General features: G+C 71.2%; 11 protein-coding genes. 2 read left to right on the forward strand and 9 right to left on the reverse strand.

Annotation, left to right across the window (positions count from 1 at the left end):
* Positions 1 to 105: 105 nt before the first annotated feature.
* The 6 genes from ACFQ9Z_RS33360 to ACFQ9Z_RS33385 form a co-directional block, all read right to left on the reverse strand.
* Positions 106 to 372 carry a hypothetical protein gene (locus tag ACFQ9Z_RS33360; RefSeq protein ID WP_383028426.1) on the reverse strand — a complete coding sequence of 89 codons (267 nt, stop codon included), beginning with the start codon at positions 370 to 372 and terminating at the stop codon, positions 106 to 108.
* A gap of 197 nt (positions 373 to 569) precedes the next feature.
* Positions 570 to 2,243, reverse strand: coding sequence for an ABC-F family ATP-binding cassette domain-containing protein (locus ACFQ9Z_RS33365; RefSeq protein WP_383028431.1), 1,674 nt, complete (start codon positions 2,241 to 2,243; stop codon positions 570 to 572).
* 79 nt (positions 2,244 to 2,322) lie between these two features.
* Positions 2,323 to 3,960, reverse strand: coding sequence for a ribosomal protection-like ABC-F family protein (gene abc-f / locus ACFQ9Z_RS33370; RefSeq protein WP_383028436.1), 1,638 nt, complete (start codon positions 3,958 to 3,960; stop codon positions 2,323 to 2,325).
* Between the two features lie 368 nt (positions 3,961 to 4,328).
* Positions 4,329 to 6,170, reverse strand: a complete 1,842-nt coding sequence (gene asnB, locus ACFQ9Z_RS33375) for an asparagine synthase (glutamine-hydrolyzing) (RefSeq protein ID WP_383028441.1) — start codon at positions 6,168 to 6,170, stop codon at positions 4,329 to 4,331.
* A 463-nt stretch (positions 6,171 to 6,633) separates the two neighbouring features.
* Positions 6,634 to 7,206, reverse strand: coding sequence for a GNAT family N-acetyltransferase (locus ACFQ9Z_RS33380; RefSeq protein WP_383028448.1), 573 nt, complete (start codon positions 7,204 to 7,206; stop codon positions 6,634 to 6,636).
* A 194-nt stretch (positions 7,207 to 7,400) separates the two neighbouring features.
* The gene (locus tag ACFQ9Z_RS33385) at positions 7,401 to 7,736 is read right to left on the reverse strand and encodes a hypothetical protein (RefSeq protein WP_383028452.1); all 336 of its coding nucleotides are present in this window, start codon (positions 7,734 to 7,736) and stop codon (positions 7,401 to 7,403) included.
* A gap of 520 nt (positions 7,737 to 8,256) precedes the next feature.
* On the opposite strand from ACFQ9Z_RS33385, the gene ACFQ9Z_RS33390 reads away from it, so the two are divergent.
* Entirely contained in the window at positions 8,257 to 8,646 is a 390-nt protein-coding gene (locus ACFQ9Z_RS33390; protein WP_383028457.1) for a TraR/DksA family transcriptional regulator, read from the forward strand.
* 240 nt (positions 8,647 to 8,886) lie between these two features.
* On the opposite strand, the gene ACFQ9Z_RS33395 is transcribed toward ACFQ9Z_RS33390, so the two are convergent.
* From ACFQ9Z_RS33395 to ACFQ9Z_RS33405, 3 genes are all read right to left on the reverse strand, one after another.
* The gene (locus tag ACFQ9Z_RS33395; protein WP_383028460.1) at positions 8,887 to 9,735 is read right to left on the reverse strand and encodes a class I SAM-dependent methyltransferase; all 849 of its coding nucleotides are present in this window, start codon (positions 9,733 to 9,735) and stop codon (positions 8,887 to 8,889) included.
* Positions 9,736 to 10,024: 289 nt separating this feature from the next.
* Complete coding sequence (locus tag ACFQ9Z_RS33400) at positions 10,025 to 10,687, reverse strand: Type 1 glutamine amidotransferase-like domain-containing protein (RefSeq protein WP_383028465.1); 663 nt, start codon at positions 10,685 to 10,687, stop codon at positions 10,025 to 10,027.
* A 93-nt stretch (positions 10,688 to 10,780) separates the two neighbouring features.
* A complete protein-coding gene (locus ACFQ9Z_RS33405; protein WP_383028468.1) occupies positions 10,781 to 11,566 on the reverse strand; it encodes a hypothetical protein in 786 nt (261 codons plus the stop codon).
* A 387-nt stretch (positions 11,567 to 11,953) separates the two neighbouring features.
* On the opposite strand from ACFQ9Z_RS33405, the gene ACFQ9Z_RS33410 reads away from it, so the two are divergent.
* On the forward strand, positions 11,954 to 13,153 hold the full coding sequence (locus ACFQ9Z_RS33410) for a cysteine desulfurase-like protein (protein ID WP_383028472.1): 1,200 nt from the start codon (positions 11,954 to 11,956) through the stop codon (positions 13,151 to 13,153).
* The last annotated feature ends 473 nt before the right edge of the window (positions 13,154 to 13,626 follow it).

Genomic DNA, 13,626 nt, shown 5'->3' on the forward strand with positions numbered 1-13,626 from the left:
TCGGGGTGGTCCTCCTGGGGGCGACCGGGTAACGCGGCGGAGAGGCTCCCCGTCGACGCCTGCCGTCGACGCCGTCCCCGCCGTGCTGATGCAGGCGCGCCGGCTTCAGGCGAGGGCGTCGCGCAGGTAGGCGGGCAGTGCCTGGCAGATGGCCGGAGACGCTTTCCAGGCGGGGTCGGCCAGGTGGCCGGGGGTGATGACGGACTGGCCGACGTCGTCGGCGCGGACGACGACGCGGAACGTTTCGCCCCGGCTGTCCCGACCGGCGAGGTACGCCGCGAGGACGGCCCGGCCCAGCTCGGTGGGATCCACGCCGGTGGTGGCGCGGCCGAAGTCTTTGCAGATCCACACGTCGCTGAATCGTTCGTGCATGAGGATTTCCCACCGCACACAGCCGGGCATGTCTTCGCGGTACACGACCGCGATCTTCCCTCCTCGCGGCAGTCTCACGTACCGCTACTTGTGAGTACTGGCCGGAAAACGCGCCTCTTCCGGCCGATGGCTCGGTCGTCGCGCCGGGGAGGACGGACGGGGCCGCTCGAGCACCGCCCGGCCGGTCACACTATCCGTCAGGTCCGGCGCCGGATCGCCTGGGCGACCGGGGCACGTAGAACCTCCCGCCCCGCCCCCAGACGGATCTCCCGGCCCCGCCACCTCCTCCTCAGCCAGCGGTCGTGGCTCGCCACCACGATCGCACCCGGACCGGTGCCCAGCGCCTCCTCCAGCTCGTCGCACAGGCGCGGGGAGAGGTGGTTGGTCGGCTCGTCGAGCAGCAGCAGCTGGGGCGGGCGGGCCACCAGCAGCGCCAGCGCCAGCCGCCGACGCTGGCCCACGGACAGGTGTCCCACCGGTTTGTCCAGGTCAGCCTCATGCAGCAGACCGAGGGAGCTGAGCGGTACCTTCTCGGCCCGCGCCGGGCCCAGCACCGCCTCGTACGTGTCCCGGACCGTACGCCCGCCCCGTTCGAACACCGTGTCCTGGTCCAGCAGCCCCACCGTCAGGCCATCGCGCCGCCGCACCTCGCCCTCGGCCACGAGGCGTCCCGCCAGTACCGCGAGCAGCGTCGACTTGCCCGCCCCGTTGCCGCCGGTGACCAGCAGCCGGTCCGTCGCCGGCACCTTCAGGCCCTCCAGCGCGAGCCGCCCCGGCACCCGCACGTCCCGCAACGACACCAGCGGCGGCGCCTCCTCCTCGCTGCGCGCGGCCAGTTCCCCGGCCGCCGCGAACCGCAGCGGGCGGGGCGGTTCGGCGACCTGGGCGCGCTCCAGCTCCGCCAGCCGCCGGGTGGCGTTGCGGACCCGGCGGGAGATCTGCTGCTGCACCCGGCCGCCCCGGTGGCCGTAGCCCATCTTCTCGTTGTCGGTAGGGCCCCGGTCCGGCGCGACCCGGTGCGCGGTGACGCTCGCCGATCGCCGCAGCGCCGCCAGTTCCTCCTGCTCCTCGGCGTACCGCCGCTCCCAGCGCTCCCGCTCGGCGCGCTTGCGAGACAGGTACGCGCTGTAGTTCCCGCCGTAGCGGACGGGGCCGTCCACCGCCGGATCGAGGTCGATCAGATCGGTGCACACGGCGTCGAGGAAGGCCCGGTCGTGGCTGGCGGCGACCACGGTTCCGGGCAGGCCGCGCAGCTGCTCCTCCACGAACGCGGCCGCACAGTCGTCGAGGTGATTGGTCGGCTCGTCCAGCAGCAGCGCCGACGGCCGCCGTACGAGCAGGGCGGCCAGGGCCAGCCGGGCGCGCTGCCCGCCGGAGAGCGAACCGAGGGTGCGGTCGTGTCCGAACGCGCCCAGGCCCAGGCCGTCCAGGACCTGGGCCGCGCGACGGTCGGCGTCCCAGGACTCCCGGTCCTGAGCCTGCTCCAGGCGCTCGCCGTACGCGTCGAGGAGGGCCTGGTGGCCGGGGTCGTCGGCCGGGACGCGGGCCACGTCCTCGCCGAGGCGGTCAAGTTCCGCGAGGTCCTCCCGGGCCTCGCGCAGTGCCTCGTCCAGTACGGCGGCGATGGTGGTGTCCGTGTCGTACGGCATCTCCTGATGGAGGAAACCGAGGTCGGGCGGGCGGGTGACGCTTCCGGCGTCGGGTTCGTCCACGCCGGCGAGCACCCGCAGCAGAGTGGACTTACCGACGCCGTTCTCCCCGATCAGACCGATGCGGTGGCCGGGGGAGGCGGTCAGGGAGATGCCGTCGAGGATGCGGCGGCCGCCCAGGCTGCGGACGAGGTCGTGGGCGACCAGAGCGGGGTGGGGCACGGGCAACCGTCCAACATGATCGGTGATGGGACCGCCGGGCACGGAGCCTCGGACGCGAGCGACTGCACACACCGGAGGATCACCCCACCGGCGCTCCCGTCTCCTCCAACGTACCGCCGGCCAGCCGCAGCCAACGGTTCACCCCGATCCCGGCGAGGAACCGCTCGTCATGGCTGACCACCACGAACGCGCCCCGGTAGGAATTGAGCGCGCTCTCCAGCTGGCCCGCGCTGACCAGGTCCAGGTTGTTGGTCGGCTCGTCGAGGAGCAGCAGATGGGGAGCCGGTTCGGCACACAGTACGCAGGCCAGGGTGGCGCGCAGCCGTTCGCCGCCGGACAGCACGCCGACCGGCAGATGGGCTCGCGAACCCCGGAAGAGGAATCGGGCGAGCAGGTTCATCCGCTCCGCCTCGGGCCGCTCCGGCGCGAACGCGGCGAAGTTCTCCGCCACCGTCCGATCCAGATCCAGCAGGTCCAGACGCTGCGAGAGGTACGCGATCCGACCGTCGTTGCGCCGAATCTCCCCTTCGTCCACGGCGAGGTAACCGGTGACCAGACGCAACAGGGTGCTCTTCCCTGCGCCGTTGGGCCCGGTCAGCGCGATCCGCTCGGGGCCGCGAATGCTCAACTCCACGCCAGCCGGGGCGAACACGTCACGGTCTCCAAGGCGGACCTGCATCTTCTCCCCGGAGAAGAGGGTGCGCCCGGCGGGGACTTGGGTGTCCGGAAGGTCCAGGGTGATGCGCTGCTCGTCGCGCAGCGCGCGTCCGGCTTCGTCGAGGCGGGCCTTCGCCTCGCCGACGCGGGCCGCGTGCGTCTGGCCGGCCCGGCCCGCCGACTCCTGCGCGCCGCGCTTCATGTTGCCGGCGAAGATGCGGGGCAGGCCGGCGTTCTTGAGATTGCGGGCGGCGTTGCTCGCACGACGCTCGGCCCGTTCGCGGGCCTGCTGCATCTCCCGCTTCTCCCGCTTGAGTTCCTGCTCGGCGTTGCGGACGTTCTTCTCCGCGACCTCCTGCTCGGCGTGCACGGCCTCCTCATAGGCGGTGAAGTTGCCGCCGTGGAGACGCAGTTCGCCGCTGTTCAGCTCTGCGATGCGGTCCATGCGCTCGAGCAGGGCGCGGTCGTGGCTGACCAGAAGCAGGCAGCCGGTGAAGTCCGACAGCACGGCGTAGAGCTTGTGCCGGGCCTGGAGGTCGAGGTTGTTGGTGGGCTCGTCGAGGAGGAGGACGTCGGGGCGCCGCAGCAACTGGGCGGCGAGACCGAGGGACACGACCTGTCCGCCGCTGAGCGTGCTCAGGCGCCGGTCCAGGTTGAGGCCGGACAGGCCCAGGCGGTCGAGCTGGGCGCGGGTGCGCTCCTCGATGTCCCAGTCGTCGCCGATGGTCGCGAAGTGCTCCTCGCCGACGTCGCCTGACTCGACGGCGTCCAGGGCGCGGATCACCGCGGCGACGCCGAGCACCTCGGCGACGGTGAGGTCACCGGTCAGCGGGAGGCTCTGCGGGAGGTGGCCCAGCGTGCCGCCTACCGTCAACGAACCGGCCGCAGGCCGGAGTTCACCGGCGATCAGTTTGAGCAGGGTGCTCTTGCCGGAGCCGTTGGGGGCGACCAGGCCGGTGCGGCCGGCGGGCAGGGCGAAGGACAGGTCATGGAAGACCGGGGTGTCGTCGGGCCAGGCGAAGGACAGGCTCGAGCAGACGACGGAAGCGGCGTCGGACATGAAGATGACCTCGGACGGGTTGCGGGCAGAGCGCAGAACTCTGCCCCGGGCAGACGTGGGAAAAGGGGTACGACGAAACGGACCACCTCGGCTGCAGCGCTCCTGAGCGCCGGCCGGTGGCCGTCAGATCCGGGTCTCACCCGGAGATGTCGTCGTCACCCGCCACGTCTGCGACTCCTCGTCCTCGGTACAGGGCAGACGCCGGCACACGGTCGACACCGCCGAAAGCGTAACCCAGCCGCCACTCCGGTCGACAGCTCACAGGGAGGCATGTCACCGCCGTGGCCCTTCGAGTCGGTGACGGTGCGCTGGTGGCACTCCTTGCGGGGGCGGTCAGCGGCAGTGGCGACCGGCTGGGGTTGCGGGGTTCAGTGGAGGGTGATCTCGGGGGAGTAGAGGTCGAGCCATCCCGCGAGGTCGAGGGTGCGTTCCAGACCGCGTCGGGCCGCCTGTGTGCTGACCGGTGCCTCGCGTTCCGCGGCCCGCCGGACCCGGTCCGGGTCCACCAGGTCGAAGACGGGGTGGGCGGGACGGGCGAGGAGTTCCTTGGCCTGGTCCTGCAGGGCGCGGGCGTACCGCGGGTCCTGGGTGGACGGGTACGGGCTCTTGACCCGGTCGTAGACCGAGCGTGGCAGGACATCCGCGGTCGCTTCGCGCAGCAGGCTCTTCTCGCGTCCGTCGAAGGACTTCAGCGCCCATGGGGCGTTGTACACGTACTCGACCAGCCGGTGGTCGCAGAAGGGGACCCGGACCTCGAGGCCGACGGCCATGCTCATCCGGTCCTTGCGGTCGAGCAGGGCGCGGACGAAGCGGGTCAGGTGCATGTGGCTGATCTGCCGCATGCGGTACTCGAAGTCGCTCTCGCCGTCCGACCGGTCGACGGCGGCGACGGCGGTGCGGTAGCCGTCGGCGACGTACCCCTCCAGGTCCAGGGACTTGGTGAGGTCGGCGCGGAGCACCTCGGCGTCCTCACCGAAGTGGCGTCCCATGGTCGCCAGCCACGGGAAGGTGTCGGCGCGGCGCGCCTCCTCGTCGAAGAACTGCAGGTAGCCGCCGAAGACCTCGTCGGCGGACTCGCCGGACAGGGCCACCGTGGACTTCTGCCGGATGGCGCGGAACAGGAGCAGCAGCGAGGTGTCCATGTCCCCGAAGCCGGCGGGCAGGTCGCGGGCCCGGATCACCTGCTCGCGCACGGCGGGGTCGGCGAGGGCGGCGGCGTCGAGCACGATGTCCTGGTGGTCGGTGCGGGCGAGCCGGGCAACGTCGTGGACGAACGGGGTGTCGGGGGTGCCCCGCAGTTCGTCGGCGACGAAGTTGTCCGTCTGGCCGACGAAGTCCACGGCGAAGCTGCGTACCTCCTCGCCCTGTGCGGCCAGCTGCCGGGCGGCGAGCGCGGTCATGGCGGAGGAGTCGAGGCCGCCGGAGAGCAGGGTGCAGCGCGGCACGTCGGCGACGAGCTGACGGCGCACGATGTCGTCCAGGAGGGAGCGCACGGTGGCCACGGTGGTGTCACGGTCGTCCGGGTGGGGGCGGGTCTCCAGCCGCCAGTAGACACGGGTGGTCAGACCGGAGCGGTCGACGGTGACGACCGTGCCCGGCTGCACCTCCCGCATGCCGTCCCAGACGGCGTGCCCGGGGGTCTTGACCATCACGAACAGTTCGCGCAGCCCGTCGATGGTGACGCGGTGGCGGGCCAGCGGGTTGGCGAGGATGGCCTTGGGCTCGGAGCCGAACAGGACGCCGTCCGGAGTCGGGTAGTAGTAGAACGGCTTGATGCCCATGCGGTCGCGGATCATCACCAGCTTGTCGTGGCGGCCGTCCCAGACGGCGAAGGCGTACATGCCGTTGAGCCGTTCGGCGACGGCGTCACCCCATTCGAGGTAGCCGTGCAGGACCACCTCGGTGTCGGAGTCCGTGGTGAACGCGTGGCCGCGGTCCTTCAGGTCCCGGCGCAGCTCGGTGAAGTTGTAGGCCTCCCCGGAGTAGACCAGGGCGACGGTCCCCTCAGGGGTCGGGACGGACATCGGCTGGCGGCCGCCGGGCAGGTCGATGATGGCGAGCCGGCGGTGTCCCAGGGCGGCGGGCCCCTCGGTCCAGGTGCCGCGGTCGTCCGGGCCCCGGCAGGCCATGGTCTCGGTCATCGCATGCAATGCGGTGGCCTCGGTGGTCAGGTCACGGTCGTAGGAAACCCATCCGGTGATGCCGCACATGCGCTACCTCCTGCTCCGGCCGGCCGCCGCCCCGTCGCTGGTCTGCGGCTTCGGGGTCCGCAGGGCCGACCGGAAAACCGGTTGTATCGAGCACCTATGTGACGAGCGTCCGCCAGGCACTCGGTGCCGGTCAACGCGGCCGTAACACGATCGGCACTCCGGCCGTCATGATTTCGGCCGTGTTTTGCCTCCGCGAAATCTGCCAACTGCCGTGCCGCCTGGTCGCGGGCGTCGGGAACCGGTCACAGGCAAAAACTTCCCCAAGCAAGGTGTCCGTTACAGCTTCGCAGTCAGGAACCCTGCCGGCACTTCGGCCGGGCGGCAGGCGGCCACGGAGACCCTTCGCAGGCCGCATCCGGCATGCGGACGATCACGTTCACGGACGGGTGCCGGCTGCCCGGAGCGTGCGCAGCGCCGACGCGCGGCTGGTCGGCGCGCGTGCAGGGGAGATGATCGTGGAAGCTCAGGTGCCCGGTGTCACAGCGGGCCGGGTGGATGCGCCGACGACACCATAGGCGCGGTCGCCAAGGGTGAACTCCCCCAGGGGGACCATGCCGAACCCGTCCACGTGGACGTGCCACGACGCCTGGTTGGCCAGTTCGATGAAGGCGACCATCACATCGGCCCGTCCTGATGCCGCCCGCAGCGCCGCGGTGAAGAGTCCCCGGGCCACCCCCTTCCCGCGGTAGCCGGCGGCGACGACCACAGGCCCGTACCGCAGGAAGGGCGTGGAACGCAGCGGGCGTCCTCGCCACTCCAGGGAATCCTGCGCATCCAGCAGTGCTCGGACCGGCGGGGGCGCACTGGGCAGGTCCTCCGGGGGCGCCAGTCCGAGCAGCCCGGCCAGGCGTCCGTCGTCGTCCGCGACCAGCAGGCTCCCGCCGACGGCCATCGAGCGCAGTGTCTCGGCACCGAGGTCCCCCTGTACGAAGCCCCGCTGCGCACGCTCCTGCTCCGTGAGCGCGTCGTGGTGATTGGCCGCGAAGAGCTCGGCCATGGCCGGAGCATCGGCCGCGACGGCACGTCGGTAGTCCATGGTGTCGATCCTGCCTGGTGCCGCGGCCCTTTCGCATCGGGGCGGGCGAGCGAGCCGGTTCCGTTCCGCGGTGGGCTTCCGGTACAGCGGCCCGTGCGATCGGTGCCGGGCACCGGGCACGCCACGCCCCTGCCCGCCTCTCGTGCGGGCGGGGCGCGGCACTCGACGATGCCGGGGGTGCGGGGCTGCCGGATTCACTCCGGATGAGCCACTGCCTCCTTCTGCAGCCGCACCGCCGCGAGCAGGCTCAGCTTCGGCTCCGCCTGGCGCAGCGCCTTCACGGCCGCCACGGAGGCGATGTCACCGGTGAAGCCGACGGCGGCCAGCCGCCCGCGGACCCAGCGGGCGCGCAGCCGGCTCTCGGTCGCGCCGGCGGTGGCTTCGACGAGTGCGACGGCACGTTCCAGACCGGGACGCTCCTGGGGCGAGGCTTGCGCCAGTGCCTCGCGCAGGGCCGCCGCGACCACGTCCGTGTCCCGGATGGTCAGCACGAGGTCGCTCTTCTTGCTCAGTCCCACGATTCCTGTCACGAGGATGAGCCTGATGGTCATGTTCCGGGCGCGCCAGACGACTTGAGGAACTTCAGAGGAGCGCTTCGCCCTGGCGGGCCCGTGCACCCGGCGACGGTCAGGTCGTCGCTCACCCGTTCCATCTGGATGCAGGGAACTGCTGGCGATCTGCCATCGCCCAGGTCGCAGCCGACAGCCGCACCGCCTCCTGAGGAATCCCAGGCCGCCGCTCGAGCCAACACGCGCATGCCCGAGGCGCTGGCGGATGCCGGGCACGACCGGGAATCGGATGCCGGGCACGACCAGGAAGCCGAGGCGGCGGCGGACGCTGGGGACGGTCAGGAATCGGACGCCGGGCACGGCCGGGAATCGGACGTCGGCACGATCAGGGAGCGGATGCCGGGCACGACCGGGAATCGGAGGCCGGCACGATCAGGGAGCGGATGCCGGGCACGGCCGGGAATCGGACGCCGGGCGCGGCCGGGAATCGGACGCCGGGCGCGACCGGGAATCGGAGCCCGCGAACCAGCGTTGTCGCAGCATGGGAGAAGCACCTAGGTACGGCCACGACGGGCCCGCCTCGACCGCCCGCGCACGCCTCGCGGCCGACCGCGCCGACACGCTCGCCCGGGCGGCCGCGCTGAGCCGCGACTTCGACGGGATCGTGGCGGCGAACGCGCTGGTCGCGGTAGACGACGAGCACGACCCCGAAGGGGGCACCACCGCCTTCGAGCGGGCCCACGTCGCCGCCCTGATGGCGCAGACACGCGAGCACCTGGAAGAACTGGACCGCGCACTGGAGCGACTCGAACGGGGACAGTACGGGCGGTGCGAAGGCTGCGGTGGCACGATTCCGCCGGAACGCCTGGAGATCCGGCCGGCGGCGACCACCTGCGTCCGCTGCGCCGGAGCCGGCCCGCGCCGCGCTTGACGCCGACCGTGTCGGCAGTCGCATCACAGAGCGACGGCCCGGGCGGTCATGCCAGCCGTGGGATCACCGCCGTGTCTGTGGCGAGCCATGCGCCCTCGACGTGCATGGCTCGGCCCGTGAGATGACGTGCATGGCTCGGCCCGAAAGATAAGGACGACGCCTTCGCGCAGGCTCTGCCGGAGGCCCCTAGCGATCACGAGCCTCGGCATCGATCAGCTAGCCAGGGAACTCGTAGCCGTTCTACCGGCGGATCGCCGAGACCAGCCCGCCGGGCCCCTCCTGGTGCCGCGGCGGGGTGCTGATCGGGCGGCCGTAGGCGGCAGCGCGCTCACGCAGGGTGTGGCTGTCGGCCTCCCAGCCGTGCCGGGCCAGCCAGCCCACCGGGTCGTCGGGCATCTCGGAGACCCACATGGACGCCGCCGATCCCGGCGCGGCGTCCCCGGCGAAGCGCTCGATCACGCCACGCGAGCCCAATGTCAGCCCCAGCCGACTGCCTGCAGCCGACTGCGCGCTGATCCGGGCCAGCAGCAGCTCCACCGCCTCCTCGGGCAGATAGATCAGCAGCCCTTCGGCGATCCACGCGGTGGGCACGGCCGGATCGTGCCCCGCGGCGGCCAGCGCGCCCGGCCAGTCCTCACGCAGATCCACCGCGACGGTGATCCGCTCGCAGCGCGCGACGGCCCGCTCCTGGCGCAGCACCGACGCCTTGAAGTCCAGTGGCGCGGCGGTGTCGATCTCGAACAGCCGGGTGCCCTCGGGCCAGTCGATCCGGAAGGCCCGGCTGTCCATGCCGGCGCCGAGCAGCACGACCTGCCTCACCCCGGACGCGGAGGCCTGCCGCAAGAGGTCGTCGAGGAACTTGGTCCTGATGACGATGGAGAACGACACGGCCAGCCGACGGCGTCGCGCGGCCTCGTCGTCGGGCGGCGGCGAGGAGGGCCACAGGCCGCCGGCGGCGGCGAAGGCCTGTGCCAGCGGGTCGCGGAACAGCGCGTCCTCCCGCTCGGTCTCCAGCGCCCGGACCCTGGCCACCCCCACTGCCGTGGCCCAGACTCCCGACGGCTGCACCCGCTCGTGCCCATCAGTCACCGCGCCAGCCTAAACGGTTGTTCTCCAAGGGTGCTTTTGAGGTCCATCAGACGCTCATCGGAGGCCCATCAGAACTCCATCCCCTCACGGACGGCGTCGATGACGGACAATCCGGGATGCCCCGGCCAATGCCGGGATGCCCCTACCCGGAATCCGTGTCGCCGCATACGTGATCCGGCATCGTTCCGTTCCCGAGCTACTGGTGTCCGACCCTGTCGGTATGCCGGAGGCCGGCACCCAGGGCGAGCACCCCCTTCCACGACGACGCGCGGTTCCAGAAGCGCAAGTCTCAGAACAGCTTCCAGTGGCCCTCGGAGACCACTTCGACGGCGCCGTCGGCCACCTTGATCGCGGTCTGCTCGTCGATCGCGTACGCCGGACCCGCGATCCTGGCCGCCCACCGTTCCGCCGCGGCCATGGAGTTCTCCGGACAGTCCGGATGATCCAGGTGCGGGAAGATCGAGAAATCCACCACGCCCAGGGTGCTGTCGCCGCCGGAGGGCGGATTCCAGCCCACGAATTCCTCCCCGATACGGGGCGTCATCACCATGCTCCCGGCGCTGAGTCCCACATAGACCGTGTCGGTCAGCGACGGCAGGAGTTCAGCCAACCCGGACCCCCGCATCCAGTGACACAGGTACAGCGCGTCACCGCCATTGACCAGCAGGACGTCGGCCTCGCGGACCCAGGACACCCAGCGCGCCTCCTCGATGCTGGGCAGCGCGGTGAGCTCCAGCACGCCCACCGACTTCCACCCCAGCCCGGTCATGGGGCTGGGGGATCGTCCGCTGACGAATCGCCACGGCCCGCCCGGATCAGCGTCGGGAGCCCCGTACCCCGCCGTAGGGATGCAGAGAGCGCTGGACTCGGCGATCGGCTTTCCCAGGAGGTCGACCAGCGCATCCTGGATGCTCGCGTTCCTGACACCGGAGTCGGTGAGGAGAAGCTTCATCGTGACCTTCCTGAGGAACGTGGCGGCGTGACCGGCCCGTGCGGCGGCCGGGCACGCAATACTTCCTCACGCCACAGCTCGCGCGCGATGCGATCAGGACGCGGGCGTGTTCGGCTTCGGTCTCCGTTCCACGTCGGTGACCTTCACGCCCTCCATCTCCGGGGCCCCGAACGCTTCGACGGTCACCCCGCTGCCGGTGCCGGTGACCTCGAGGGTCAAGTGGTCCCCGATGAAGCGCAGGTCGAGCCTGGCCCGCGGCGCACCTGCATGGTCCGGCATCCGGTGAATCCGCGACGCCGGGTAGTCCAGGTCCGTGAGTCTCTTCTGCATCGCGTGGTAGCTGGTCGTCCTCGTGTTCCTGAGCGCGTCGCTGACGCGCTTCGCGTGCTCGCTGCCGCCGCACCTCTCGATGTCGGTCAGCGGCACTTCCTCTGGTGGCTTGTGCTCGGCGGTGGAAGGAGTCGACTTCGGCGGCCGGGGAGCATCCGAAGGCAGCGGAACCGGTATGTCGCCGTCGGCGTTCGGGACACCCGGCGGGGTCTCGCCCGGCCCGTATCTCGGTGCGGGCGCGTCCTCCCAACCGGGCAGGTCCTCTGGCTCGGGCACGACATGGGCGTTCTCGTCGTCGGGGGAGTCTGGCGCGCATCCCAGTGTGATGCGGGTGATCAGCTTGAGGAACCGTGTCTCCGGATCGTTGTGCGCAGCGTCCAGTGAGGGTGTCGCGGAGACGGCGCTGCCTGCGGGGGGCTGATCAGTGGCGGCGCTCTGAGCGCCGCAGCCAGACAGAACCATGCAGCCGAGCGCGGCCGCCATAACAGGCTTCGAGAGGGATGTCGATCGCATGTACGCAACATGCAGGAAGCTGATCGCTGCCCACATGAGCACTCATACTCACCGTCATCCGAGTACCGCTCAAGGCGCTTCTCAGTAGCCGCTGCATCGCCGACGACGAAGCCTCGGTGACACGAAGCGCGGGCTTCCTCCCGGAGCGCCGGCCGAGAGGCTCACGGCATCCCTTGAACGGGTCGACCACGTGATCGCCGGACTGTGATTCCCCCTTACGCCTGCGCGCTGTCTATGGCACCGGCCAGGAGTGACCAGCTCGTCGAGTACTGGCGGGCGGGCACCGGGTCTGCTGACGGCGCGGATCTCCCGGTAGAGCGGTACGACGTCTGCTTTACGTATCTCAAGATCGACGCCAGAGTAGATGCACGCTCAGATGCACGCCGAGATGAGGCACTCCGCCCGATGGAAAGCAGGGACCCCATGGCCATCGACCTCACCGCCCTGCGGGCCCGGTTCCCCTCCCTCGCCGCGGGGCTCGCCTTCTTCGACGGTCCGGGCGGAACGCAGACTCCCCGCCCCGTGGCCGACGCCATCACCGCCACGTTGCTCGGCCCGCTGTCCAACCGGGGAACCGTCAGCCCGTCCGAACTCAACGCCGAGCGCGCCGTCACGGACTTCCGCGCCGCCTACGCCGATCTGCTGAACGTGCCGGCGAGCGGCATCGTCCACGGCCGCAGCGCCACGCAGCTGACGTACGACTTCTCCCGCCACCTGGCCAGGACCTGGAGCGCGGGGGACGAGATCGTCCTCAGCCGCCTCGACCACGACGCCAACGTCCGCCCCTGGGTCCAGGCCGCCGAGCGCGCCGGAGTGACGGTCCGCTGGATCGAGCTCGTCCCGGAGACCATGGAACTCGACCTCGACTCGTACGAGCGGGCCCTGACGTCCCGGACCCGGCTGGTCGCGGTCACGGCGGCCTCGAACGTGCTGGGCACCAAGCCGCCCGTCCGCCGGATCGCCGACCGCGCCCATGAAGTGGGCGCTCTGTTGTACGTGGACGGCGTTCACTACGCCGCGCACCACCTCGTGGACGTACCCGCCCTCGGAGCCGACCTGTTCGTCTGCTCGCCCTACAAGTTCTTCGGACCGCACTGCGGGGTCCTCGCGGCGGCGCCCGAGTTCCTCGAAACCCTGCGCCCGGACAAGCTCGTGCCGTCCTCCGACGCCGTGCCGGAGCGTTTCGAGTTCGGCACACTGCCGTACGAGATCCTGGCGGGCGCCGCCGCCGCCGTCGACTTCCTCGCCGAGCTGGACCCGGGCACGGGGGTCTCGCGCAGGGAGCGCCTCACCCGCTCCCTTGAGGCCACGCACGAGCACGAACTGACCCTGCGCGCACGGCTGGAGGAAGGGCTGGAGTCCCTGGGCGACGCCGTCACCCTGCACTCGAAGGCACCCGACCGCACCCCGACGCTTCTGATGACTCTCGAAGGCCGCGACGCCCGCGAGGCTCAGGCACACCTGGCCGCGCGCGGGGTGGTGGCACCGGCCGGGTCGTTCTACGCCTACGAACCCTTCACCGCGCTCAAACTGGAAGACCCCGCCCTGCGCGTGGGTCTGGCCCCCTACAACACCAGCGACGAGGTGGCCCGCTTCCTCGACGGGCTCGCCGAGTTCCTCTGATTCCCACTGGTTGAGTCGGCAGCAGAACGTCTGGTCGGCGCGATGGCATTGCTGGTGGCGTAACGCCGAGGAGGCTGAGCACGTTGCTGAACAGCGAGCCGTGACCGGGCCGGTGACGCGCCATACCCACGAGGACGCCGCAGGCCTTGGTTCGCCGCTGTGTCATGCCCGGGTGCCGCTAGCCGAAGCTCAGCGGCAGCGGGGCGCTCTCCTGTTCATCGACCTGCATCTCCGGGGCGACCAGGCGTCTCCGGGGTGACCAAGCCGCGCGTTTCCTGGGTGCGGGTGGTTCTGGGGGAGGGGTGCGCTGCTGTGGGGTGCGCTGTCGGGGTGGGGGTTGGGTCCGGGCTGGGGTGGGGTTGTGGCTGGGTCGTGGGTGGTGGGGGTGTGTAGCACGGGTTGGTGGGTGGGGTGGGGAGCGACGCGCGGGGGTGGTGGGGGTGTGGTGGTGTCGGAATGTCACCCGGAAAGGC

Source organism: Streptomyces sp. NPDC056580 (genome assembly GCF_042793175.1).
Lineage (GTDB): Bacteria > Actinomycetota > Actinomycetes > Streptomycetales > Streptomycetaceae > Streptomyces.